Consider the following 24,070-nt stretch of genomic DNA (forward strand, 5'->3'; position numbering starts at 1 on the left):
AGACTCATTGCGATGTCGACAGCATATTCACGCATCGCACTGGTAAGTCGTTTTCACTTACTTAGGCAAGTCGATGTCAAACGTGTTTTCGCCATCGGCCGTCACGGTATATTCTAGGGTCGTACTGCCTGCCGAGCGGTATTTTTTCGGAAGCATATCCTTGTTCACATAGGCAGGCTCGCCGGCATTTTCGCCGTCTTTCTGAACCCCTTCTTGCACGGAAACCAGCTTCCGCACGGTGACTTTGTACTTTCCAGGCATCGCCCCGTCGCCAGTCTCGAAAGTCGATAACACGTACTTGCCCTCTGCATCTGATTGGGCATTGGCGACTTTGTTTTTGGGATCGCTAGGAAGGAACTGAATCGTAGCTCCCTCAACAGCTTTTCCTTGGTGAATCACCTTGCCGGTGACGGGAGATGTCGATGGATTGGAATTGCTTTGGATGCATCCCGTCATTAGCAGGCAAACAACGGCTGCATTGCCCCAGAGAATACGAGTGCTCATTCGATATTTCTTTCCGTAAGTTTAGTAGATCTAACAAAAACGTCCGACCAAGGTCTTGGCCGGACGTTTGTTTAATGGTTTGGCTTTCGCGACTATTGGCTTACTGGTTCGCCGCCATTGCGACTACCCATCGCTCCCCAAACGCCATACGGAGAAATTGAAGTGGTGAAGTTGAAGCTGGTTCCCTGGTTACCGGTATCGACGGTCTCGGAAACGAAACGAACCGAACCATCTCCCATGCTTACCATAACACCACCAGAGTGCAGGCTGCTCGCACCTGGCAAGGCCCAACTACCATCGTGAATGTTACCGCCGCTGCCGTCTCCTGTGCAGCTAACACTGTTCGGCGGAGTTGTGGTGAAGAAACCAGAATAAGGCGAACGACCGTCATTCCAACGAGAGTCTTCGACTTGCCCTGCCCAAGTTCCATTGAGAATGGCCGTACAATCGGAAGGCGAACTGCTGGCATCAAGAGTCACCTGAGCGAATGCGCCTTGATTCGGATGGCCATTGGACGCCATTGCAATCCGTTCGGAATAAGCGATCGTGTTCGATAAACCGTCGGTGATAGAGGCGAAGTTCAGCTTGTTCTGGAGATTTCCGTTGGTGTTGAGCTTACCCTTCTGGAATATACCACGGGTTGTTTCCATGTCGCCGTCACGGTCGTTTGGCTGATCACCGAGGCACATGTGATAGTTCCGCCAGGCCTGTTGGTCGTTGTTGAAACTGGCTGGGGGAACCGATGAAGGACACTTAAAACCATCAAACGAAAACTGCTGCCAAAAGGTTCGTGCCCCCCAAGGCTCAGCAGCCAAGTCGGTTTGGATCTGTTCGTAGGTGTTGTTCTGTTCGACAAACGGCAGGATTTTGATGAAACCAGTATGACGATCGTGGTGACCACCCCCAAGGGTTCTTAGTGGTGGGACGTACCCGAACGTATCGTGGTGGTTGTGCAGGGCCAAGCCGAGTTGCTTGAGATTGTTGCTGCACTGCATTCGACGTGCTGCTTCACGAGCCTGTTGTACGGCCGGAAGCAAAAGGGCAATGAGGACGCCAATGATCGCGATGACAACTAAAAGCTCTACAAGCGTAAAACCCTTAGTCCTCCGCAGTGGGGGTGCGGGAGACAAATACATGAGTGGGATTCCTTAGGAAGGGAGGATGAAATAACAAGTAGCTCAAAAGAGCAGGGTAAAGCCCTGTAAATGGGTGGCCTGGTGGTGCTGTGCCACCAATTACTACTGTTAATATAGAAATAATAATATTGCGTAACGATTTTATTGTCAAACTGTTTGTGGGCGAAAGTTTTACGCAGCTAATTGATTAAGGGGATCGATAGAATCCTAGGAGTGGATAAAGATAAGTCCTGAGAAAATTAAGCGAGTTTGCAGATGTCAATAACAAACAGCGGAGATCTGGTTGAAATAGCTTTTGCGAATACGAGCGAGACTTGCTCCCCCCTTTAGGCTGTGTTAGGAAACTTGCTCTTGGCAGTATCTCAAACGCATTTGCCTCGATCAGGCGCGCGAGACCGCGATTGTCGCCGGCTGTGGTAGCCCTTCGTATCTCAGTCGAAAATTTAAACGGCTCTTCAATAGAAGGTTTGAGCAAGTTTAGATTCCGCGAGTTGGCAGCAATAAAATGCATTGAATCGCGTTTCGACTTTTTCTTGCTACGTGAACACTTGCTCGCTATCTTTGGCGATGGACCCAGGCAGACCTGCCTGGGTCTTTGGCATGCGCGGTCAGGAAATAGCGCAGCGACATGCCATTCATGTTCGCAGAGTTTTGAGTATGAACTTAGAAACCGGAAAGCATAGCGTCGATTGTTTTGAGTATGAAACGGAACGCTGAAATGAGCAGGATCCAGAGTTTTGAGTATGAAACCGACACGAGACGTTTTTGCCGCTAGATGTTGTCTTTCTAAGAGTTGTGAGTAGGAAACCAGAAGCAACGGATTGGCCTTGTTGGGGTTTTGAGTATGAAACTGGTTAAGTGACAGTCGCGGGTTAAGGAATCGCGGTAAAGCCTTGTTTGGTAGTTGGTTAGATTGTGTTTGGGGACGCCCGGATTCATAGTTAGAACGGGGCCAGAGAGTTTTGAGTATGAAACCAAACGAATGCCCGTCACTCCATCTCCCGCTGAAAACTGAGCACTAAAAACTTCAAACTTCCCCTCCCAACCATTACAAAGGAGGATGCGCGAAAATTCTCAGCCCCAACGAAGGAGCCGTTGTCATGCCACGCCCGAACTCTTTTCGACCTGGACCGACCCGCCGACAGATGTTGCAATCAGGTGCGATTGCAGGAACGCTGCTCGGCATGGGAGGCCTGGGGCTCCTTTCGCAATTGCGGCCTGTCTCGGCGGAAGAGGCGAAGTTGGATCCGAATGTCGTGCGGCTAGACTCCGGCATCGAGCCCCTGGTTCGACTAATCGAAGAGACCCCACGCGATCAGTTGATGGAAGCGGTTGCCGGGCGAATTAAGAAAGGGACCAGCTACCGAGAAGTACTAGCAGCCCTTTTGTTGGTGGGCGTGAAGAATGTCGAGCCGCGTCCTTCGGTGGGGCACAAGTTTCATGCGGTCTTGGTGGTCAACTCGGCTCACTTGGCCAGCATCTCTTCGCCAGACGAACATCGCTGGTTACCCATCTTCTGGGCGCTCGATCATTACAAGTCCGCCGCCCAGCGCGACGTCGAGGAGCGGGGCGACTGGACGATGTCGGCCATGGACGACAGCAAGATCTTGCCGCACGCCAAAGCCAGGGCTCAGTTCATCGACGCGATGGAGAACTGGGACGAAGAAAAAGCAGACATCGCTGCGGCCAGCCTCGCGCGAACTGGCGGAGCGAACGAGATTTATCGCCTGCTCTTTAAATATGGCTCGCGCGATTATCGCAGCATTGGGCACAAGGCAATATATGTCGCCAACAGTTATCGCACGCTCGGCTGCATCGGCTGGCAACATGCCGAGCCCGTGCTGCGCAGTTTGACGTATGCATTGCTGATGCACGAAGGAAGTAACCCGGCCAAGCGGGACGACGAAGCAGATCGTCCTTTTCGCCGGAATGAAGAAATCGCCGCGAAACTACGCGACGATTGGACGACCGGCAAGCTCGATCCTGGGGCCACGCTGACCATGATCGAAACACTGCGAACCGGATCGAACGACGAGGCCTGCGATCAGGCGGTGCAGTTGATCAATGGTGGTGCTCATCCGCAAGCGATTTGGGACGCCATGCACGTGGTGTCGGGCGAGATGGTCATGCAGCAGCCGGCGATCGTTCCGCTGCATTCAGTTACCACGACCAACGCATTGCGTTACGCTTACGAAACCTGTGGCGACGACCAGACGCGGCGGTTGCTCCTTTTGCAGAATGCGGCGTTTCTGCCAATGTTCCGCCAAGGAATGGGGGGACGGGGGAAGGTCAAGCAAGTTCTCGCTACGGATCTCGCAGCAGTCTCACCTGAAGGAGATACCGCTCAGGCCGTGGAAGATATCTTCGCGCAGCTTGGCAGCGACCCAACTTCCGCCGCCCAGATGACGCTAGGGTATCTGCAAGACGAAGAAAACCACGCCGCCAAAGCCAAGCAGTTAATCGATGCCGCACGAGTGCTGATCTTCCGCAAAGGGACGAACGCCCACGACTACAAATTCAGCTCGGCGATCTTGGAAGATTACTACCATGTCTCGCCCCAGTGGCGCAACACCTACCTAGCCTCAAATATTTTCCTCCTAAGGGACTCGCAACGAGCCGACAATGGCCTGGTCCCACGAATTCAAGCGGCGCTGGCATGATTTTATGAATGTCTGCACGCTAAGCCGGTTAACTAAAGCCTTCAGAAAAACGCGTTTAGGAAATAGTAGGCAAGGCCAATTGCTTGTGTCATGATAGGGATTTTCCGCGAATAGGCTGGCTTCCCTGCGTCTCAGGTGACCGATTGTCATGACATCTCCAGAAGATTCCATCCGTGCGCTCGAAGAGGCGCTTCAGCATAGCCCTGACAATGTTCCTCTCCGGCGTCACCTGGCTGACACTCTGTACGGCTTGGGACGTTTTTCTGAAGCGATCAAGCACTTCAAGCAGCTTGTCCGCCAAGAGCCTCGCTCGGCGACTTGGCGGGTGCGTTTGGCAGATTGTTTTCTGCAAAACAAACAGATCAGCGAAGCAGCTGTGGTGATCGAAAAAGTGGTGCAGTCTCGCAACGCTTCCGGCAGGTCGCACATGCTGGCGGCACGGATTGCCATGGCGGAAGGCGAGACTTCTTCAGCCGTCTTCCATTACAAAACGGCAATCGATCTCGATCCAGATCTAGAGGATGAAGCGTTAAGCGAACGCTTGGGAATCGGTGCGGCGTTTGAAGAGGAAGAAGTGTTCGAGGGACGTATTCGCCAAACTGCTGAGCCTGCCGCTGCGGCGTTTGGCTCTTCGGTGGAACGCCCCCGGGTAAAGTTTGCTGACGTCGGCGGGATGGAGGATCTCAAGGAAGAGATTCGCATGAAGATCATCTATCCGATTCAAAACCCGGAGATCTATAAAGCGTACGGGAAAACGGTAGGCGGGGGGATCATGATGTATGGGCCCCCTGGCTGTGGCAAAACGCACCTGGCCCGGGCGACTGCCGGAGAGATCGACGCGACATTCATCAACGTCGGGATTAACGATGTCCTTGATATGTGGATGGGCAATAGCGAACGTAACTTGCACCAGCTGTTTCAAGTAGCTCGCCAGAACAGTCCCTGTGTGCTGTTCTTTGATGAAGTCGATGCCTTGGGAGGACGCCGCAGCGATATGAACGGCGGGTCGGCGCGGCAGTTAATCAACCAGTTTTTGGCCGAATTAGATGGGGCGACGCATTCCAACGAAGGCGTCCTTATTTTGGCAGCGACGAATGCTCCTTGGCATGTCGATTCAGCATTTCGACGTCCAGGCCGATTCGATCGGGTCATCTTCGTGCCCCCGCCTGATGCACCTTCTCGCGATCAAATTCTTCAGGTGCTATGTCAGAACAAGCCGACCAAAGACATCGACTTTAGCTTCCTGGCCAAGAAGACCGATCAGTTTTCTGGTGCCGATATGAAGGCCGTCGTTGACTTAGCGGTAGAGTCGAAGCTGAGCGAGTCGCTCAAAACGGGGCGCCCAGTGCCGATTACGGGGAAAGACCTATTGGCGGCTGCTCAGCGGCACAAGCCAACCACGAAAGAATGGTTCGCGACGGCGAAGAACTATGCGTTGTACTCGAACGAAGGCGGGCTGTATGACGATATCCTCACCTACTTGAAGTTGCGGTAGGTTCAAGCTGATGGACGAAAAGTTAGGTCAGTCGGCTGCGGTTCGTGGTCTGTTCTATCTCGAGCGAGCCGAGATGTTGATGACGGCCTTGCGGTTTGATGACGCGCGAAAGCAATTTCTATTGGCCTTAGGAGAAGACCCAGACAACGCCGAAATTCATTGTCGCCTGGGTGTCTGCTGTGCCAAGCTAGGAGAATTCGATAACGCAATCGAACATGGCAAAACAGCGGCTGCATTGGGACCTGACAATGCGCTGGTGTTTCAAAATTTGGGATGGATCTATCACAAGGCGAACCAAGAAAAGCTGGCCAAAGCAGCCGTTAAAGAAGCCATTCGGATCGAGCCTAATTTTGCCGATGCCTACACGTTGCTGGCTTCGGTCTATATCCAACTCGGAGAGTTCCGGAAAGCGGCTCGCTGTGCCAAGAAGGCAATCTCGTTAGAGCCTGATTGCAGTGATGCGCACCGGGTCATGGCGATCGCCACGCAGCAACTCGATGAAGATTGGGAATCGGAGCTTTCGCTGCGACAGGCTTTTCGAAACGATCCGAACAATGCTTCGACGCATTTGGTGATGGGCACGTCGCGACTTAAGCAACTCGACTATGAACCAGCAGAACGCCACTTTCGCGAGGCCTTGCGTCTCGACCCGACTTCCGAGGTGGCAAAGGAGTTGCTGGTCATTGTCAAAATCGAAACTTCCCCCATTGTGCGATGGCACGCCACTTTGGCTGGCTGGATCGAGATCATCCCGTGGCGTTTGCTGATTATATTAGGCTTCTTATGCATCGCAGGCTTGTCGCGTGGAAACGGATATGCCATCGCCTGCCTCGTCCCTTTGGCGGTCGCTGTTCTAATACTCTTGCTCACGCGATTCGCGGTCGATCCTTTGGCGACCTTTCAAATCGCTTGTACCTCGCTTGGGCGCAATGCGATGTCGAGATGGGATTTCTACGGCAGCATGCTGTTAAGCTTCATGCTGCTGGGAATTGCCGGCTTGGGGATCGTGGGGATCGCTATTAAAAGTGTGCCCATCCTGGTCGTTGTTGTATTTGGGGCCTATCTGTATTTCCCCATTTTCAGCACGTGGCAGATCGCCCCTGAAAAGATGCGGCCGGTGATGTTTTTGACGGTGGCAGCGCTGGCCGCGGTCGGAAGCTGCTTGCTGGTCTTCTCGCTGTGGACCACGGACCAAACCAACCGTAATTCACTTATCGGGCTGTGGTTTATTTATGTTGTGGCTTGCCTGGTTTCGCTCAGTTTGCCACGGATTATCAAGGAGAATCTAAGCTAGAGCGGTTCATCATGCGAGAGCATCGTTTCCGACCCGCCCTAGCTGTGTTCTCGTTTGCTTACGGTGTGGTAAGCAAAGTTGGATCGCCGTAGACCTTTTGCTGGTCCCCTTGTTCCTTCATCCAAGCATCAAGCTGGCCACGCAGTTGGTTCAGCGTTTCGGCATGCTGCGGATCGGCGGCCAGGTTGGTTTGTTCGCTGGGATCGGCCTCTAGGTCGTACAGTTCCTCGGCAGGGCGTTCCTGATAGCGTTTTACCTTACGGGCCGCTTCCTTCGCGGTTTGGGCCTTGTGTTCCCAGCTTGGCCAGTAGGCGTCTTCCTTCTTCACGTTGGTCACGTGCGAGAGAAACTTGTACTCAGGGTGCAGGTTACGGATGTACTTCCAACGGCCTGTCCGCACGCTACGGGTTGGGTAAACGTTGTTGTTACCGTCGCCGCTATGCACGGTGAAAATCTCGTTGCGATGCTGCTTCGTTTCCCCCAGCAGTACCGGCAGGAAGGAACGCCCGTCGAGGTCTTCCGGTGGGGTCTGTCCCGTGGCGGCGTACAGCGTTGGTAAGATATCGACCCAGCTGACCATGGCGTCGGTTCGCTGCCCAGGCTGAATCTTGCCAGGCCAAACGGCGATCATCGGCGTGCGGATACCGTCGTCATACAAGGTCCATTTGCCAAAAGGCCACTGGGCACCATGGTCGCTGGTGTGCAGAAAGAGCGTGTTCGGTCCCAGCTTTTGATAAGCGAGGTCGTACACTTCCCCGAGTTCGCGGTCCATCGTTTTCACGGCTTGGTAATACTTGGCTCGGGCTGCCCGGGTTTTGGGCGTGTGAACGTGGGTGGCTGGGATCTTGATCGACTTGGGGTCGATATCTTCCGCTTTGGGCCACGGGACATGCGGCCAGTTGGTACCGACGAATAGCACCAGCGGTTGCTTGCTGTCGCGAGCCTCCAGCCACTTGAGTGCTTCTGGTACGGCTACGTCCTCGTGATATTTGAAGTGACGAGCGATGTCGAAACCGTACTCTGGCGTCTGAGCGTAGTGCCCGACTTTGCCAAACGAAACCACTTCGTAGCCCAGGTCTTGGAAGTAAGCCGGCAGCTTCTTGATCTCTTTGCGGGGCCGCGAGTGGTTCGGCTCGGCGCCGTTGCGGGAAGGCATCAGCCCGGTCAGCAAGGCGGCCCGGCTAGGGGCACAGGAAGGAGAGGCAACGAAAGCCCGATCGAACGTAAGGCCATCTTGAGCGATCCGTTCCATGTTGGGCGTTTTCAGATCGGTTGAGCCATACAATGACGAGTCGGTTACGGTATGGTCATCCGAAAGAAAGACGACAATGTTGGGCAACTCTGCCGCGGAAGTCGACGTGGCCAGAAGCAACAACGCAAAAAATGCGAAAGCGATACGCATAGGGGGAATTTCCCTAACTGAGGGTTACGGTTTGACGCGGTTGAACCATGCTTGCCATTGGCGTTTCATTTGGGCCAGACGCTCAGGCTCGGTGGCAGCCAGGTTGTTGGTTTCCGTTCGATCTTGGGCCAAGTGGTAAAGTTCCCATTGGCCGTTCTGCTTGGGCTGCACAAGCTTCCAGCCATCGGCGATCATGGCCTTGCCTCCTTCATGCTCGAAGAAGAGGGCAGGGTGCCCTGCTCGCTGTTGGCCCGATAAAATTGGCGCCAACGAAAGCCCTTCGACTGGCGTGATTTTGTTTTGCTTGAATGTCTGCGGGTACTCGGCAGCGGCCAGTTCGAGGAAGGTGGGAAGGACATCGATCACGTGGCCAGGTTGATCGGTGGTACTGCCGGGCTTCGTCTTCAGACCGGCTGGCCAATGAGCGATCATCGGCGTGTGGGCGCCCCCTTCAAACGATTGCGCCTTCCAGTAGCGAAACGGTGTGTTGCCGGCACTGGCCCAGTACGAACCGATATAGCCCCATGTCGTTTCGCTGCCAGGGGTGAAAAGTCCCTCGTATTGAATCGGCTTGCCTGCACGCGTCTCGTTGGGGCGATCGAAGCCTGGCTGCAGATACCGCTCGGGTGAAGCACCGTTGTCGGCGAGAACAAGGATCAGCGTATTCTCAAGCTCGCCGGTTTCCTTCAGAGTATCGATAATCTGACCGACCCCCTGATCGACGCAATCGACCATCGCGGCATGGACCGACATCAGTTGGCTCATGTGCTTGCGTGTCGCTTCGTCCAATGCGCCCCAGTCGTCTCCTTGCCCTTGCAGTTCTGGCTTAGGGTAAGTGTTCGGATCGATCAGCCCCATCTCGACCTGGCGTTGATAACGATCGTTCCGTAGCTTGTGCCAGCCATCACGGTAGGTCTCTTTGTACTTGGCGATGTCCTCGGGCTTGGCATGCAGGGGCCAATGCGGGGCGGTGTGGGCAACGTATAAGAAGAAGGGAGCTTCGCTCTTGGACATCTCGCGAATGTACTCGACCGACTTCTGCGTGATGGCATCGGTCATGTAGAAATCGTCCGGCACCTCGTCGACAGGGGTTTCGCCGTCGACAAGCGAGAAGGGATCGAAGTAATTAACCACACCCCAAATCGGGCCGAAATGACGTTGGAAGCCACGATTGATCGGGTAGGAATCAACTGGCGAGAACGTTCGATCGGGCTGCGATTGATGATTCAACCAATCAAGCTGCTTTTGGTGGTCCGGCAACGCTTGAGTGCGGCTAAGATGCCACTTGCCTGACATGGCCGTTTGATAACCGGCCGCGCCCAGAGCTTCAGCAATCGTCACCCCGTTGCGCGTCAGCGAGTTGCCGTTTCGCATGAGGCCGACTTGGTGAGGATAAAGGCCAGTCAGTAACGCAGCACGGGTCGGGCAACAACGGGCACAATTGTAAAACGAGGTGAACCGCAAGCCTCCGCTGGCCAGGGAATCGATGTTAGGGGTGTTAATCTCGCCACCGAAGCAGCCCAGATCGGAGAACCCCAAGTCATCGACCATGATGACGACGATGTTAGGGCGTTCGGCCGCTTGGACTGCCAGGGAGAACAGCAGCGAGAACGCGATTGCTAATGAGCTATGTCGTAACTTTTGCATGAGGGAGAGTGTTCCAATTATTTCTTTTTCTGAACGCCCCAAGGCCAAGGAAGAACGTTAGCCTCGTGGGCCCATTGATCCCACTGGGCGGCCATCTTTTCCACGATTTCAGGATGTTCGTTGGCTAGGTCGTGTTGTTCCGTCCGGTCGGCTTCCATGTCGTGCAATTCCCACGGTTGAGTTTCGCCGGTGCCCATTTTGCCGTAGCGAACGATCTTCCACTTGCCGTCGCGGACGGCACTGTTGGCTTCGTGTTCCCAGAAGATTGGTGTCTTACGCTGGGGTTCGTTACCGCTGAAAGCCGGGGCCAGGCTGATTCCTTGCAAGGGCGTCATTGGTTGGCCGCCTGCTTGCTGCGGATAGTCGGCTCCAGCCACATCAACGCAGGTCGCCATGATGTCGATTAAGTGGCTCGGGGTGGTAACCAGCTTGCCGTTTTGTTCCGCAGCAATCCCTGCTGGCCAATGCACGATTAGGGGTGTCGAAATGCCTCCTTCGTGGACCCAGTGCTTGTATTCGCGGAAAGGAGTGTTCGAGACGTTGGCCCAATTGCGGCCATAGGCAATGTAAGTATCATAATCGCCGGGCATGTTTTCCGGACCATGGCGAATCGGCTTTCCGTCGCGGGCGAAGGCCGGAATCACGGCCAATTGAAGGTCGTCGGGGCCCATCGGCTGACGTGGGGCTGGCAAACTCTTGTCGCTGGCGCGGCCGACTCCTTCGGCACAACCACCGTTGTCTTGCATGTAGAAAATAAGCGTGTTGTCGAGTTCGCCAGAGGCTTGCAGCTGCTTGGTGATCTTGGCGATGTTTTGATCCATCCGATCGATCATGGCGGCGTAAACGGCCATGCAGCGAATTTCCCAAGGTTTGTGCTCGATCTTTTTCCAGGTGCCAGCTCGGGCGGCCATCTCCCACTGGGGATCAATCAGGCCAAGTTCCTTCAGCCGCGCAAAGCGGGCCTTGCGGATCTCGCCGTAGCCACGCTTGTAAAGGTCTTCGTACTTGGCGATATCTTCTGGCAACGCGTGCATGGGCCAATGGGCCGCCGTGAATGCGACGTATAAAAAGAACGGCTTCTCGTTCGTGCCCTCTTCGTGCTGCTGCAGAAAACGAACGGCATTGTCCCCGATCGCATCGGTATAGTAGTACGACTCCGGCTGGTACTCCGGATCGTTTACTGGAGTTATCAGCGTGTTGCCGCGACACAGGGCGGCGGGATCGTAAAAGCTGCCGGCGCCGGTGATCGTGCCGTAGAAGTGATCGAACCCGCGCTGAAGTGGCCAGTTGTGTTTGGTACCGTCGGGATGAATGTTATGGCAAACGTGCCATTTGCCGGTCATGTAGGTCGAATAGCCTGCCGGCTTTAAAACCTCGGCAATCGTTTGACAGCGATCGTTTAGGTCTTGGTGGTAGCCAGGAAACTGGTTGGGATCGTAGTTGCCGGTGACCATGTGACCAATGCCTGCTTGATGCGGGTATAATCCAGTCAGCAGCGAGGCCCTCGTAGGACAGCAGCGGGCCGTGTTATAGAACTGAGTGAACTTCAGACCAGACTCGGCTAGTGAGTCGAGCGTAGGTGTCTTGATTTCAGAACCATAACAACCGATATCGGAATAACCCATGTCGTCGGCTAGGATGACAATGATGTTCGGCTGTGGTTTGTCCTGGGCATGAAGCGTTGCCGTACCGATGGACAGCAGCAGGGCAACCGCCCAAGAGGTGGCGTAAGAAAAGGTGGGGGGCATTGGCAGTCTCACGGATGAGGAGTTTGGCATGCAGATGCTTGATTGTAGCTGAACCGTTTGAGAAAAACGAACGGCAACCCCCTGAGAGTGGCTACTGCATTGCCAATTTGTTGGCCGCGCGAAATAATCGGCACGCCAATTTAGAATGTTTGCTGTTTGTGATGAGTTGGTTCCTTTTTTAACTTCGCAGGAAAGCTCGATGCCACGTACTTTTGGCCCCCAATTTCAAGATGATGGATCGGTCGACTTCACGGTGCATGCTCCGGCGTGCGCTCGTTTGACGCTGCAGATCGAAGGGGAACATGCGCAAGAGCTTCCGATGAGCCAGCCAGAGCCGGGCGTGTTTACCGTTCGCACAAACGTGCCGGTTGGTACGCGGTATTGGTTTCGCGTGCCGGATGGCAACCCAAGACCCGACCCGGCCAGTCGCTTTCAACCGGAAGGCGTTCATCGTCCGTCCGAGTTGATCGATCCGAGGAGCTACGTATGGGGAGATGCGACGTGGCAAGGGATCGCAAAAGAAGCTCTGGTGGTGTACGAACTGCATGTGGGAACGTTCTCGCAAGCAGGAACCTATCTCGCCGCGATCGAGCGTTTGGACGAACTGGTCGAATTAGGGGTGACGGCGATTGAACTAATGCCGGTCGCTCAGTCTGCCGGGCGTTGGAATTGGGGCTATGACGGCACCGATTTCTTTGCCCCACACCATGCCTTTGGATCGCCGGACGAGCTTCGCCAACTGATCGATACTGCTCATCAAAAGGGCTTGGCGGTGCTTCTGGACGTGGTCTACAACCATTTTGGCGCGGAAGGGAACTACCTGCATCCTTTCGGTGGCTATGTCTCGTCGCAGCACCAAACGGTTTGGGGAGACGCCCCTAACTTGGATGGTGAGGGAAACGCGATGATGCGCGACTACATTGTGGCCAATGCCACGTACTGGATCGAAGACTTCCACTTCGACGGTTTGCGGCTCGATGCGACGCATTGCATTGTCGATCACTCGCCTCGGCATATCGTGGGTGAAATCGGAGACGCTTTTGCGGAGATGCAAGAGAAGCTCGGACGCGAGTTGCATTTGATCGCCGAAAGCAATATCTACGATGCGCAGCTGTTAACGCCGCTAGAGGCGGATGGCTTCGGCTTCGATGCGATCTGGTGTGATGATTTCTTACATGCGGTTGCGGCAGAGATTCGTCCAGAGCAGCACATGTCGGATCGGCGATACCTGGCCGGGGAAGACATCGATACGACGCTTCGCCGTGGCTACGTGTTTCGCGGAACCATCAAGGAGAAGCGTCGGCGAATTCCGCTCGAAGAAGATCGTACGCCTGCCGATTGGCATTCGCTGATCTTTTCGATTCAGAATCACGACTTCGTAGGTAACCATCCCAACGGCTTGCGCCTGCATCAGGTTGCTTCCCACGAAGCCCAGCGAGCCGCTGCCGCATTGATGCTAACGCTACCGGCGATTCCCATGTTGTTTATGGGGGAAGAGTTCGCGAGTGATCATCCCTTCTACTTTTTTGCCGACTTTGGCGATGCCCATCTGCGCGAGGCGGTCGAACATGGCCGCCGACGCGAACATCCGCAGCACGATTGGTCTCAGGTTGTGTCCTGCCTTTCACCGGCTGCATTTCGGAAGTCGAAGATAGGACCACGTGAACAGGGCAACCAAGAGACATGGGGCTGGTACCAAGAGCTTCTCCGGCTGCGAAAACGCTGGCAAGCCGCTGGCATGTTCAATGGCGAGAACTTAACGGCGGCATGGGATCAGCTGTGGCGAACAGCATTGGTGACCTACCAAAAACAAGACCAGGCCAGCTTCGCCGTGGTGCGTTTGCATCCGATGGGAGAAACACCAACGCAAGGTGTCGTCTCGGTTGAGGGCGAGGTCTGCTTGCAGCAAGGATGCCAAACGCTGGGGGATGGTCGCTTTGCGCTGGGGGACTATGCCGTGTTGGTAGGCGAGGGGAAGGTCCACTTCGAGAGCTTGTAAGACGAAAAAAGCCAGCCAAAGACCGGGTGGCTTTGGCTGGCTTAAAAAGTTCATGGGGAATTGCGAAGGCAATTCAAGCTGTTGTGGACCCTAGTAGCTGAACTCACTTAGCGTTTCGTTCAACTGGGCTGCCAGGCTTGTCATGCGATTGCCGATCGTGCCGGTTCGACCCGCATCGGAAAGCGTACGACTAGCAACGTCGTCGACCTGAGCGATGCTGCGGCTAACTTCAGCACTTGCTTCGGACGATTGGTCGAGGCTATGCGACACCGACTTCACCCCGTGCGAAACGTTTTGTAGTTGCTCTGAGATGCTGTGGGCGACGGTGCGTTGTTCTTCGACAGCCGCAGCAATCGTCACCGAAATTTGCTGAACCTGTTTGACAACATTGTCGACATCGGAAATTGTTTCGACGGCGGTACTGGCCGAAGATTGGATGCCAGCAATCCGCGAACGGATATCGTCGGTGGCTTCGGCGGTCTGGCGAGCGAGGGCTTTGACTTCGGTCGCCACCACGGCAAAACCGCGACCTGCTTCCCCGGCTCGCGAGGCTTCGATGGTCGCATTCAAAGCCAGCAAGTTCGTCTGCTCGGCGATATCTTGAATCACTTCGGTCACACGTCCGATCTCGGCTGCGGCCTGGCTGAGCAGTTCCATCTTCTCGTGGCTGGCACTCACTGTGGTCGAGGCGGCACTCGCGATTGTCGAGGATTGCTCGGTATTGTTGGCAATCTCGGAGATGCTTCGCGACATTTCGTCGACCGCGTGCGAAACCAGATCGAAGCTGTTGTTCATGTCGTGGGTGGTTTGCTGAATGTTCGAGATCGAAACCGTCATCTCTTCCGCAGCGGCGGCCACGGACGAACTGCGGAGCGAGGCTTCCTCGGCACCCTTGGTTAAGCTGTGCGAAGTGTCATCCAGTTCCGTAGAGGATTGCACCAAGATCTCTGAGTCTTGAGCAATTCGGCTCACCACACCTTGGATTTTCTCGACGAAATGATTGAACGATTTCGCTAAGCGTCCGAACTCGTCACGTCGGTTCATGGTCAGTCGTTGAGTCAGATCGCCACCACTGGCCGCGATGCCATCCAGCATGCGAATAGTTTGGTTCAAAGGAGCAATGATCGAGCGCGAGATAATCGTACCTAAGATCACCGTTAGCGAGATCGCAATGGCACCTATGATTAAGAAGCTGCTCACCGAACGTCGGGCATTTCCCCGAACTTCATTTGCCGTAGCGACGACCGACTCGCGACTTGCGCTGGCTTTCTGCTCACTTTCGTTGATGAGCTCTTTTTTACGATTGATTTCTGCCAAGGCCGAGACGATATCGAGTTCGAGACGCTCTTTTGCTTCATCTAAAGGAGCCCGGAACGATTCGAACTCGACGAGAGCTTCCTGCGATAGGCTATTGAGTTGCTCGGGATCGACATCTTTGCCTGGTGCTGCCAAAGCGACGATATTTCGTGTGATCGCTTTCCACGATTCGAAACGGTTCAATGAATCGTTCAGGTGGCCCATGGCCTCGTCGCTGAAGATGCCCGTTTTCGATTCGTTCACCCGACGGTCGACTTGCGAGAGGTTTTCCTCGTGCGAGGCAACAAGCTGTTCATATCTCTCTGGGGTGGACGTACCGGTTAAGGCCAAGCTGCGGGCTTCCATTTCGGCGACCAAAACCTGGTAGGCGTCGCGATCCGCATCTAGCATTAACAAGATGCTCCCTTGCATTTGCTGGGTGCGCACAAGATCGTCGTTGAGGAACGGCAAAATCTCGTCTTGCAACAGGGGCGTAATTTGTTCGTCGATGAGGACGAGAAAGTTGTCATCGACGATTTCATTCAGGCTAGCCACCTGCTCGGAGAGGGTGTACCAACCAATCGAAATCAACAGAACGAGCGATAAGCAACCAATAGCCACCAAGCCACTGATCTTGCCCTTCGTGGTAAGCATGCGAGTTCTCCTGCCCCAGACGTGCCTAAGATTGCACATCCTATTCGCCATCTAACTTTCCAAGTCGGCACCAATTGCGACTCAGTAATGCAAAACACTAGGTCACAGGAGATATAGAGTTAGGGGCAATTCGCTTAAAAGAGCGCAAAAACTGGGAGCAATCCACCAGGAGCAGGGGTTTGTGAAGGGGGTTAGTAGCAATTGGCCTTACAAAATCAGCCTGCGAGGGGGGAGAGAGCGGCCGTGATTCACGTTGCAATCGTTATATCTGGACGGGGGGGAGATGCGAGAAAGTTTCTCTAGCTGGCATAACAATAATCTATGCCATGTGGATATCGCTATCTAAGGAAAAACCAAACTTATTTCGGTTGAGCTATCAGTAATACCAAGACGAATGACTTTGTGCCGGACAATGGATGGGCTGGTAAACGCGAATGAGATAATAATTACTGATGGGGCAGAATTAAATGACACGATGGATCGTGATCGGAGCCGTGTTTCTTGCCGGAAGTTTTAGTACGGCGTATGCGGATTTTGAATTTCCTGGGATTGGTGAACCACCGTTGCCAATGCAGGTGACACCAGTACCGGGAATAACCGCTCAGCAAGCTGCGGATCTTCAAGCTCAGATTGATGAACTAAAACGCGAGCTGGCTCGTGAGAAACTAAGACCGATGTCCGCACCGGTCAGTACACCGGCAGAGATTGCCCCTGATCTGAGCCAAGATGTCGACTCACTGTTAAAGTGGAAAGCGACGGTTGAAAAAGAAGACGCCAAGGCCGCCGCCAAAGCAGCTTTGAAACCTTCGGTGAACGTTGGCGGTCGATTCTTCCTCGACTCAGCCGTTTTTAGCCAGAACCAACAAAGCGTCGATCAGGTTGGCGATGCCGAAAACGCAATCAAGTTGCGTACGTGCTGGGTGGAACTCAAGGGGAACGTGCTGGAAAACACCCAGTACCGTCTTTGGTTCGATCTTTCCAGCCAAGTCAGCTTGTTGGATGTCTATCTCGACTTTGGGGAACTACCTTACATCCAAAACTTTCGGATCGGACATTTCTTTGAACCGTTCTCGATGCAGCAGCTAACACCCAATAAGTATCTCACGTTTATGGAACGCTCGAGCCCGTTTTTGCTTGGTCGTGATTTAGGTGTGATGGCGCACTCTGATAATGCAGATGCTAATTGGACCTACGGGATAGGGCTGTTTGTTTCCGAGCAAAGCAATAAGCCACCGTTCTACCAAAGCGACGAAGATTCTTCCGCGATCACTGGGCGGTTCACTTACCTGCCTTGGTACGATGAAGCCAGCGACGGGCGTGGCTTGATTCACTTCGGTGTGGGGTATAGCTGGCGACATCTGGGCGACAAAAAACTCCGTTTCCGCAATCGCCCCGACTCGGCACTTGCTCCGTTCATTGTCGATACCGGCAACTTCGCAGCTACGGCATATAACCTCGCCGGTTTGGAAGCTGCTTATGCCTATGGTTCCTTCATCATGCAGTCCGAGTATCACTATGTCTCGGCTGATACGGTGGATTTCGGGGCCGAGTCGTTTGATCATTATTACATTCAAGCCAGCTATGTCCTGACCGGCGAGAATCGACCTTATAACCGACGCTCTGGCTCGTTCTCGAATCGAATCGTCCCCTACGAGAACTTCTTCCGCGTACGTACCGCAGATGGTTGCATCGGTAGGGGACGCGGAGCGTGGGAAATCGCTTATCGGTATGCTCACGATAACTTGACTAGCGACAATATCTTTGGCGGACGCGACTATCGTCACTTGGTTAGTTTGAACTGGTATTTGAGCCCGTTCACGCGAGCGATGTTTGAGTATGACTTTTCCCAAACGAATGACCCGGTTGCTTCTCATGGTGACTTGCACGTATTTCAAATGCGGATGCAGTTCGATTTCTAGACCGTTGGTCAACTCTTAGTGAAAATTACAAACGAGATAGCTAAGCCCAGGAAGGGAATAAGAAATGCGTCCTCAAATCATTATGATTGTCTTGGCTACGATGGTGGCCTGTGTCGTCGGTCCCGTTCGTAGCCAAGAACCGGTTGCCTTGCCGCCGATTCCGTCTGCCGAAGTTCCACCCGCAGAGAAGATGGATCAGATCGTCTTTGGCGAGCCCAACTGCTGTGGCCACTGCGCGACACAATGCGAATGTCAGAAGCGAACGCGCATTGTGTGCGAGATGAAGAAGGTTAAGAAGGTGAGTTTTTCTTGCGATAGTGAGCAAGTGTGTGGCTTATTGCCTAGTTCGATGCTGCCTGACACATTGTTTGGGATCTCGCTGTTTGGACATAAGAAAACCGGCTGTGGTGAAACAGGGTGTACCGATTGTGCCCAAGGCTGTTGCGACAAAGCCCCCAGGGCCACTCATTGTCGAACACGCCGAGTGCTCGTTCGGAAGACGACAACCGTTGAAGTACCGGCCTATAAATGTGTCGTTGAATATTGTTGCCAGGGATGCGGAGCTGCCATCGATGCTGCTCCGCAAGCTGCCACCAAACAAGCGGCCGTGTCCGATGCCGAAGTCCAACGCATGGCAGCTTTGCCGCGAGATCGTTCTGGCTATGGGGAATAGAGTCCCCTGATTGCCATGCTCAATTCTTTCTCCGCGTGCCAAGCCTGCCCTCGTGCAGGCTTGGTTTTTTGCAAGGTTAGCTCTCGCCGTAACCCATCTGGTCGCGGAACATCGACGGATCGTTCACGTGGCGAATGACGTGGACGCTAGGGGATTGGTAGCTTGGGGCTGCTTGATAGTAACGGTACTCGACGCGTGGGGCATGATAATGTGGGCGATAAGCACGACGTCCAAAGATGCCAGCTTCCGCCGAAGATACAAATATGGTTCCCAACAGGGCGGCGAATGCTAACGAAGTGATGATGCGAGTCATGGTAAGGGAGCCTCCAAAGTCGAAAGGCATAAGGTGAAAAGGGGAGTAGGAGCAAAGATCTTGCTCTCTAAGTCATCCTAGTCAGACTCATTTGCGTTTCAATCTGGAGAAACGTCGTCCCTGATTCTGTAGAAAGGCTAAGGGACAAAAGTGGACCAGGGAGGCTCAAAAAGAGAAGCCTGATATCCGGTGCATTGCTGCAAGACGTAGCCAGCGAGGCGTGCGATTAAGCTGGTTGTAGCAATTAGAATCCCTCTCGGGGAGTCCTCAATCAAGGCCGAGAGGGATCTCGTGGTTTGAATACCGAGGGAATGAATATTTCGAGAATTCCGCTCGGAATGGACCTGGTCAGGGGACCGGTTGGCAGAATTGTTGTTTAGACGAGACTTGCGTGCTCGCCCAGACGTTCCGCGTCACGTCGCTGCATGCCGTGCAGCACTTCACAGGCCTGATCGTAGGAACGGTAGATACTGGGATCGACCAGTGCCCCACGTTCTTGACGCGCCGTATCTTCCGGCAGTTGGCCAGGCGTTACTTGGGCAATCGTCAACGAGTCGTTCACTTCGATAATAGCGAAACGAGCCATGATAGAGATCCTCGCTGGTTAGAACTGAAATAGATTCTTCCTATGCCCAGCGTTCATTTCACCGCCTCGAACGTTGTGACACCGCCGCTTGGTACTAGCGACGTATGCTTGTTCCCGCAATTTCGCGAACGGGAGCCCATTTGTAAATGGGAAAAATTTCACAATCTCAAGGATTCTTCCGATTAGAACGAACGTGGTCAAAACGTGATCGATTCTCGCGCGAAACGATACGTTAGGCTAGGTTGTGCTCGGTGGCATGGCAAATAACTTTGTCCATGGATTTTGTAGAGTTTGGCAAGGCGAGCACAAAGCGAGTAACGTTTGCCGTCGAGGAATCGCAGCGAACCGAGCCGCCCAAACGCTCGGCAACGCGGGCCACCATGGCCAGTCCCAAGCCAGTGCCGGAGATCCCTTGCCGGCGTGCTTCCTGGCTGCGAAAAAAGGGCTCGAAGATTTTTGCCTGGTCGTCGGCGGAAATGGTCGAGCCTTGATTGCTGACAGAGACTTCGATGAGTTTGCCATGCGGTTGGCAGCATACTTCAATCGGAGTGCCAGGTGGGCTGAATTTGGCGGCGTTGTCGATGAAGTTGTCGAGAACGACACGAAGCATACTGGGCGAGGTTTCTAGGGATGCGTTGGGCGAAGCAGACCAAGTGATATCTGATCCTCGTTGATGTTCGGACCATTGCTGGGCATACTCGTTTAGCCATTGGTCGAACTGGACAGTCTGCCAGTCGCCGGGACGTTCGTTGTCGTCGCGCGCCAACATCAGAAGCGAATCGATAATACGTTGCAATTGATAGGTCTGATCGCTCAGCGTTTGCAAAATCGATTGGTATTCGGCTGGGCTTCTAGGGCGAAGCATCGCGACATCGATTTGGCCTCGAAGTACCGTTAAGGGGGTTTTTAGCTGATGCGCTGCATCGCCTGCGAATGCCGCTTGACGCCGGAAGGATAGCTCTAGGCGATCGAGCAAACCGTTGAAGGCCTCGGCCATGTCGGCGAGTTCGTCGCGTTGAGAAGAGACCGGTAAACGAGACGAAAAGTCGTTGAACTTGGTGCTGCGTGCTTGTTGGGCCATGGTAACAACCGGTAACAAAGCCCGCCGGCAAAAAGCCCGGCCGAGCAGGGCCGCAACACTCCAAAAGACAAGCGGCAAGGCCACGGCGAGAATCGCTAGGCGGTATAGGTCGGCACTAAGCTGATCTGCCGGACGTGCCACCGTTACGAGGATTCGCTCGAACTCGTCGAATTCAAGCGATTCGGAAGGGGCTGGATCGGAGGCCACCAAGAGCTTTTGGAGATACCGCCATCTTCCTTGCTGGGAAATGTCGTAAGACGAAGCATGCGGCTTTGTTGCTAATTGCAATAGCGTGGCGTCGGTCTCGTCGGTTGGAGTTAAGTTGTCCGAGCGATCGATCAGTTGATGTTGTTCATCGACCAAAATCCAACGAATTTCGTTTTGCGCGTGCTCGTCTCCTAGCTCGATGGTGTGTTCGTTGGGCTGCCACTTAATGCTGTCAGACTCGGCTTCTAAGCCAGCCGAAAGAATGTTCAGCGAGGACCGCAGGTGAGCATCGAATTCAGCCAGCATATGGTGACGAATGAACACCGTCATCGTCAGCGAGAACCCAATCAGGCATACCGCGAGTGCGACCAGGAAGAACGTGGAAACTCGATTGACAAGGGTCATAGGTTAGTCTTCAGTATCTTCCAGTAAGTAGCCTCGATTGCGGCGAGTGTGAATGACGCGGTGGCCAAATTGTTCCAGCTTCTGTCGTAGCTCTTTGATGTGGACTTCAATGGTATTGGAAAGGCCATCGAACGTGTCTCCCCATACCGTATCAAAGATCCGGGTGCGGGTAAGGATCTTGCCTGGGTTCTGCAGAAACAAGCACAGTAGCGAGAACTCTTTGGCAGTCAGATCAAGACTCGATCCATCGCGGGTCGCCTTCTGGCTACCCAAGTCGGCTCGGATATCGCGATAACTGAGCACCAGCCCTGATTGCTGATCGGGTCTGCGCAGCAGGGCCCGAACACGAGCCGTTAATTCTGCGAAAGCAAACGGCTTGGCTAGATAGTCGTCGGCACCTGCATCGAGCCCTTCGACCCGGTGGGAAACGGCATCGCGCGCGGTCAGGAATAAAACCGGCGTCGAGCGATCGATGCCTCGGAACTTCCTTAAAACGTCGATTCCATCTTCGCCAGGCAGCCACCAGTCTAAGAGAATCAGATCCCACTGGCCGCTTTGCAGCATATTCCAGGCGGTGGGACCATCGGCTGCTCGTTCAACAGAGTAGCCTTCCTCTTGCAAGCCACGAAATAAGAAGTCCGCAATCTGCGGTTCGTCTTCGATAATAAGAATTCGGCTACTCACGTTGGGATTCTGGCTTTATAGGGAACAATCGGCCGCTAATCAGCATGACGCACGACAAAGGGTGGATGATGAATTCTAGAGCAGAATCCGCAAGCGAAAGTGCGAAATCTAAAATCGGCTTTATCTTTCCAGATCGCCTGATTCAAGTTGATATACATGCGAGTGGTTCTGTTTAAAATGAAGTAGATCTCATCCATGCCTCACTCATAGCTTATCTCAGCGATATAGAAATAGATCGAGCAGGCCTCGTGTTGGGCCTGAAGATCCATTGTTTTGAGGACGCTGCCATGATTGCCCCGAGCCCCTTTTCTGCTTTGTTCGACTCGATGCAACTCGATCGTTGTGCTCCCGGCGAACTTCCTAAGTTCGATCTTGTTGCTCGTGGTACGCTGCCACGTAAGCGACACGGTGTAAGCTGGAGTCTCTTTCATTCGCTCCGCCAAGCGGATGAAGAATTGACGCCGGTCAACATCACGTTGGGAACGGCTCGCTGGACGATCGTATTGTACCGCACAGAGAAAGAGCTATGCCAACGCTGGGATGACTTCGACCGACGCGAAGCAGAGACAGACCAAGGAGTGATCTTTGGGTTATCGGCCGAATTTAACGGGCATCTGCCGGCGCTGATTCGTCGCGACACGCTGGGGCAATTGTTGGTTTTGTGGCATCTGCCTGGGTGCCCGGCAACCGTCCGACGATTTATGCCAGAGGATCTTCCCGCCGAAGAGTTGGGGTGGTCGCAGATTCAAGTTGTGAAGAAGTTAACTGCGTTACCACAACAATCGGCAGCAGAGAAAAGCGATGCGCAGTCGTGGCTTGTCTTCTGGCCGTATGAATTGGCTACGGACCAGATTCAGCACTATGCTGTGCCCTCGCGGATGATGTAAGAGCATGCGCGAGGCAGGGCAACTTGAACCGACAGTTAGGCCAGCCCGAGTAGTTTCATTTCGGCTTTGCCCTCGTTCATGTCGATTCGTTCCGGACGCCCTTTGTGGCGATAGATTAGCTTGGTGTGATCGATCCCCAGGATACGCAGAATCGACGCATGCAGGTCGTGGACGTGCAGCGGATTTTCGACTGCCCGTAGGCCAAGTTCATCGGTCGCTCCGATGGTGCGACCGCCAGGGACGCCACCACCGGCCATCCACATGGTGAAACCAGTGGGGTTGTGATCGCGTCCGTTCCCTTGCTCCGACATCGGTGTCCGCCCGAACTCGCCACCCCAGATCACCAGCGTATCGTCCCATAAACCGCGTCGCTTAAGGTCTTTCAAGAGACCAGCGATTGGTTTGTCGACCGCTTTGCACAGTTTTCCGTGGTTGCCTTCGATATTGCTGTGGGCATCCCACCCGCTGCCAGCTCCGCTGTAAAGCTGGACGAAGCGAACACCATTTTCGACCAAGCGGCGGGCCATGAGGCAGTTGCTGCCGAAGACGTTGGTTTCTTTTTGGTCGATGCCGTAAAGCTGCTTGGTTTCTTCCGATTCTGTACTCAGATCAACAATCTCGGGGGCGGCTGATTGCATGCGGAAGGCCAATTCGTACGATTTGATTCGCGCTTCCAAGTCAGAATCGCCGTGCCGAAGTTCGCTATGCCGACGATCGATCTGACCTAAAAGATCGAGCTTGGCTCGCTGGCGATCAGGTGTGATGTGGCTTGGTGGATTCAAATTCAGGATGGGATCAGCACCTGATTTAAATTGCACGCCTTGATAGGCTGCCGGCATAAAGCCACTGCCCCAGTTACGGGGGCCGTTCACGACCTGACGGTTGCTGTCGGTCAGCACCACGAATGCCGGCATGTCCTGGTTTTCTGTCCCTAACCCATACGTTGCCCAGGCACCCAATGAAGGTCGGCCACCAATCACATGGCCGGTGTTCATTTGACAGACACCAGAAGAGTGATTGATGCCATCGGAAACGCACGAACGGATTACGCATAAGTCATCGGCACAGGTAGCGATTTCTGGAAGCCACTCCGAAACCCACAAGCCGCTTTCGCCATGTTGATTCCAAACCCGCGGGCACTCCATCAAAGGCGCGTCATTCTCACCCATGGCCAGAATCACTTTGCCAAAGCTATCCGGCAATTGTTGCCCGGCTAGTTTGTTTAACAGTGGCTTGGGATCGAACAGGTCGATATGACTGGGGCCACCTTCCATGAACAGGAAGATCACATTTTTGGCCTTCGCCGGGAAGTGAGTCGCCTTGGGGGCGCGAGGATCGAGCGGTTCGCTCGTGCCGCTATCTGCTTGGGCACGATCGCCTAACAGCGCGGCCAATGCCAACGCTCCGAAGCCGCCGCCAGATTTCGCCAGGAATTCACGCCGCGAGGTTGGTACTTCGATGTGAGGTCGGTTATGCATAT

Annotated in this window: 18 protein-coding genes; 7 read left to right on the top strand and 11 right to left on the bottom strand. The window is 54.1% G+C overall.

What is annotated here, in order from left to right; translation table 11 throughout:
- Positions 1 to 57: 57 nt before the first annotated feature.
- On the bottom strand, positions 58 to 504 hold the full coding sequence (locus tag DTL42_RS15495) for a carboxypeptidase-like regulatory domain-containing protein (RefSeq protein ID WP_114369639.1): 447 nt from the start codon (positions 502 to 504) through the stop codon (positions 58 to 60).
- Between the two features lie 92 nt (positions 505 to 596).
- Positions 597 to 1,640, bottom strand: coding sequence for a DUF1559 domain-containing protein (locus DTL42_RS15500; RefSeq protein WP_114369640.1), 1,044 nt, complete (start codon positions 1,638 to 1,640; stop codon positions 597 to 599).
- A 1,100-nt stretch (positions 1,641 to 2,740) separates the two neighbouring features.
- On the opposite strand from DTL42_RS15500, the gene DTL42_RS15505 reads away from it, so the two are divergent.
- The 3 genes from DTL42_RS15505 (at position 2,741) to DTL42_RS15515 (ending at position 7,089) form a co-directional block, all read left to right on the top strand.
- Positions 2,741 to 4,300 (top strand): hypothetical protein, encoded by a 1,560-nt coding sequence (locus DTL42_RS15505; protein ID WP_234824230.1) that lies wholly within the window; start codon positions 2,741 to 2,743, stop codon positions 4,298 to 4,300.
- Between the two features lie 148 nt (positions 4,301 to 4,448).
- Complete coding sequence (locus DTL42_RS15510) at positions 4,449 to 5,795, top strand: ATP-binding protein (RefSeq protein WP_114369641.1); 1,347 nt, start codon at positions 4,449 to 4,451, stop codon at positions 5,793 to 5,795.
- A gap of 10 nt (positions 5,796 to 5,805) precedes the next feature.
- Positions 5,806 to 7,089 (top strand): tetratricopeptide repeat protein, encoded by a 1,284-nt coding sequence (locus DTL42_RS15515; protein ID WP_114369642.1) that lies wholly within the window; start codon positions 5,806 to 5,808, stop codon positions 7,087 to 7,089.
- A gap of 58 nt (positions 7,090 to 7,147) precedes the next feature.
- Here the strand turns inward: DTL42_RS15515 and DTL42_RS15520 are convergent, their stop codons facing one another.
- Genes DTL42_RS15520 through DTL42_RS15530 form a run of 3 tightly spaced genes read right to left on the bottom strand, consistent with a single transcriptional unit; the run spans position 7,148 to position 11,886 of the window.
- Entirely contained in the window at positions 7,148 to 8,491 is a 1,344-nt protein-coding gene (locus tag DTL42_RS15520) for a sulfatase family protein (RefSeq protein WP_114369643.1), read from the bottom strand.
- A 24-nt stretch (positions 8,492 to 8,515) separates the two neighbouring features.
- A complete protein-coding gene (locus tag DTL42_RS15525) occupies positions 8,516 to 10,138 on the bottom strand; it encodes an arylsulfatase (RefSeq protein ID WP_114369644.1) in 1,623 nt (540 codons plus the stop codon).
- 17 nt (positions 10,139 to 10,155) lie between these two features.
- Positions 10,156 to 11,886 (bottom strand): arylsulfatase, encoded by a 1,731-nt coding sequence (locus tag DTL42_RS15530; protein ID WP_114369645.1) that lies wholly within the window; start codon positions 11,884 to 11,886, stop codon positions 10,156 to 10,158.
- 199 nt (positions 11,887 to 12,085) lie between these two features.
- Here DTL42_RS15530 and treZ point away from each other — a divergent pair, with 199 nt between their 5' ends.
- The gene (treZ, locus tag DTL42_RS15535; RefSeq protein WP_158545404.1) at positions 12,086 to 13,885 is read left to right on the top strand and encodes a malto-oligosyltrehalose trehalohydrolase; all 1,800 of its coding nucleotides are present in this window, start codon (positions 12,086 to 12,088) and stop codon (positions 13,883 to 13,885) included.
- A 90-nt stretch (positions 13,886 to 13,975) separates the two neighbouring features.
- Here the strand turns inward: treZ and DTL42_RS15540 are convergent, their stop codons facing one another.
- The gene (locus tag DTL42_RS15540) at positions 13,976 to 15,835 is read right to left on the bottom strand and encodes a methyl-accepting chemotaxis protein (RefSeq protein WP_158545405.1); all 1,860 of its coding nucleotides are present in this window, start codon (positions 15,833 to 15,835) and stop codon (positions 13,976 to 13,978) included.
- A 467-nt stretch (positions 15,836 to 16,302) separates the two neighbouring features.
- On the opposite strand from DTL42_RS15540, the gene DTL42_RS15545 reads away from it, so the two are divergent.
- Positions 16,303 to 17,754 carry an OprO/OprP family phosphate-selective porin gene (locus DTL42_RS15545; RefSeq protein WP_114369648.1) on the top strand — a complete coding sequence of 484 codons (1,452 nt, stop codon included), beginning with the start codon at positions 16,303 to 16,305 and terminating at the stop codon, positions 17,752 to 17,754.
- Between the two features lie 64 nt (positions 17,755 to 17,818).
- The gene (locus DTL42_RS15550; protein ID WP_114369649.1) at positions 17,819 to 18,427 is read left to right on the top strand and encodes a hypothetical protein; all 609 of its coding nucleotides are present in this window, start codon (positions 17,819 to 17,821) and stop codon (positions 18,425 to 18,427) included.
- 76 nt (positions 18,428 to 18,503) lie between these two features.
- On the opposite strand, the gene DTL42_RS15555 is transcribed toward DTL42_RS15550, so the two are convergent.
- From DTL42_RS15555 to DTL42_RS15570, 4 genes are all read right to left on the bottom strand, one after another.
- Positions 18,504 to 18,740 (bottom strand): hypothetical protein, encoded by a 237-nt coding sequence (locus DTL42_RS15555; protein ID WP_114369650.1) that lies wholly within the window; start codon positions 18,738 to 18,740, stop codon positions 18,504 to 18,506.
- 376 nt (positions 18,741 to 19,116) lie between these two features.
- Positions 19,117 to 19,326, bottom strand: a complete 210-nt coding sequence (locus tag DTL42_RS15560) for a hypothetical protein (protein ID WP_114369651.1) — start codon at positions 19,324 to 19,326, stop codon at positions 19,117 to 19,119.
- A 232-nt stretch (positions 19,327 to 19,558) separates the two neighbouring features.
- Complete coding sequence (locus tag DTL42_RS15565; protein ID WP_114369652.1) at positions 19,559 to 21,019, bottom strand: ATP-binding protein; 1,461 nt, start codon at positions 21,017 to 21,019, stop codon at positions 19,559 to 19,561.
- Positions 21,020 to 21,022: 3 nt separating this feature from the next.
- On the bottom strand, positions 21,023 to 21,703 hold the full coding sequence (locus DTL42_RS15570; protein ID WP_114369653.1) for a response regulator transcription factor: 681 nt from the start codon (positions 21,701 to 21,703) through the stop codon (positions 21,023 to 21,025).
- A 287-nt stretch (positions 21,704 to 21,990) separates the two neighbouring features.
- Here DTL42_RS15570 and DTL42_RS15575 point away from each other — a divergent pair, with 287 nt between their 5' ends.
- Positions 21,991 to 22,590, top strand: coding sequence for a hypothetical protein (locus tag DTL42_RS15575; RefSeq protein ID WP_147274299.1), 600 nt, complete (start codon positions 21,991 to 21,993; stop codon positions 22,588 to 22,590).
- Between the two features lie 35 nt (positions 22,591 to 22,625).
- Here DTL42_RS15575 and DTL42_RS15580 read toward each other — a convergent pair whose 3' ends face one another.
- Positions 22,626 to 24,068 (bottom strand): DUF1501 domain-containing protein, encoded by a 1,443-nt coding sequence (locus DTL42_RS15580; protein ID WP_114369655.1) that lies wholly within the window; start codon positions 24,066 to 24,068, stop codon positions 22,626 to 22,628.
- Positions 24,069 to 24,070: the final 2 nt, after the last annotated feature.

Origin of the sequence: Bremerella cremea (assembly GCF_003335505.1) — a bacterium.
GTDB classification, from domain to species: domain Bacteria; phylum Planctomycetota; class Planctomycetia; order Pirellulales; family Pirellulaceae; genus Bremerella; species Bremerella cremea_A.

What these genes read in the sequence shown, in the direction of transcription:
- DTL42_RS15495 (WP_114369639.1), bottom strand. Translation starts at nt 504, where the DNA reads ATGAGCACTCGTATTCTCTGGGGCAATGCAGCCGTTGTTTGCCTGCTA.
- DTL42_RS15500 (WP_114369640.1), bottom strand. Translation starts at nt 1,640, where the DNA reads ATGTATTTGTCTCCCGCACCCCCACTGCGGAGGACTAAGGGTTTTACG.
- DTL42_RS15505 (WP_234824230.1), top strand. Translation starts at nt 2,741, where the DNA reads ATGCCACGCCCGAACTCTTTTCGACCTGGACCGACCCGCCGACAGATG.
- DTL42_RS15510 (WP_114369641.1), top strand. Translation starts at nt 4,449, where the DNA reads ATGACATCTCCAGAAGATTCCATCCGTGCGCTCGAAGAGGCGCTTCAG.
- DTL42_RS15515 (WP_114369642.1), top strand. Translation starts at nt 5,806, where the DNA reads ATGGACGAAAAGTTAGGTCAGTCGGCTGCGGTTCGTGGTCTGTTCTAT.
- DTL42_RS15520 (WP_114369643.1), bottom strand. Translation starts at nt 8,491, where the DNA reads ATGCGTATCGCTTTCGCATTTTTTGCGTTGTTGCTTCTGGCCACGTCG.
- DTL42_RS15525 (WP_114369644.1), bottom strand. Translation starts at nt 10,138, where the DNA reads ATGCAAAAGTTACGACATAGCTCATTAGCAATCGCGTTCTCGCTGCTG.
- DTL42_RS15530 (WP_114369645.1), bottom strand. Translation starts at nt 11,886, where the DNA reads ATGCCCCCCACCTTTTCTTACGCCACCTCTTGGGCGGTTGCCCTGCTG.
- treZ (WP_158545404.1), top strand. Translation starts at nt 12,086, where the DNA reads ATGCCACGTACTTTTGGCCCCCAATTTCAAGATGATGGATCGGTCGAC.
- DTL42_RS15540 (WP_158545405.1), bottom strand. Translation starts at nt 15,835, where the DNA reads ATGCTTACCACGAAGGGCAAGATCAGTGGCTTGGTGGCTATTGGTTGC.
- DTL42_RS15545 (WP_114369648.1), top strand. Translation starts at nt 16,303, where the DNA reads ATGACACGATGGATCGTGATCGGAGCCGTGTTTCTTGCCGGAAGTTTT.
- DTL42_RS15550 (WP_114369649.1), top strand. Translation starts at nt 17,819, where the DNA reads ATGCGTCCTCAAATCATTATGATTGTCTTGGCTACGATGGTGGCCTGT.
- DTL42_RS15555 (WP_114369650.1), bottom strand. Translation starts at nt 18,740, where the DNA reads ATGACTCGCATCATCACTTCGTTAGCATTCGCCGCCCTGTTGGGAACC.
- DTL42_RS15560 (WP_114369651.1), bottom strand. Translation starts at nt 19,326, where the DNA reads ATGGCTCGTTTCGCTATTATCGAAGTGAACGACTCGTTGACGATTGCC.
- DTL42_RS15565 (WP_114369652.1), bottom strand. Translation starts at nt 21,019, where the DNA reads ATGACCCTTGTCAATCGAGTTTCCACGTTCTTCCTGGTCGCACTCGCG.
- DTL42_RS15575 (WP_147274299.1), top strand. Translation starts at nt 21,991, where the DNA reads ATGATTGCCCCGAGCCCCTTTTCTGCTTTGTTCGACTCGATGCAACTC.
- DTL42_RS15580 (WP_114369655.1), bottom strand. Translation starts at nt 24,068, where the DNA reads ATGCATAACCGACCTCACATCGAAGTACCAACCTCGCGGCGTGAATTC.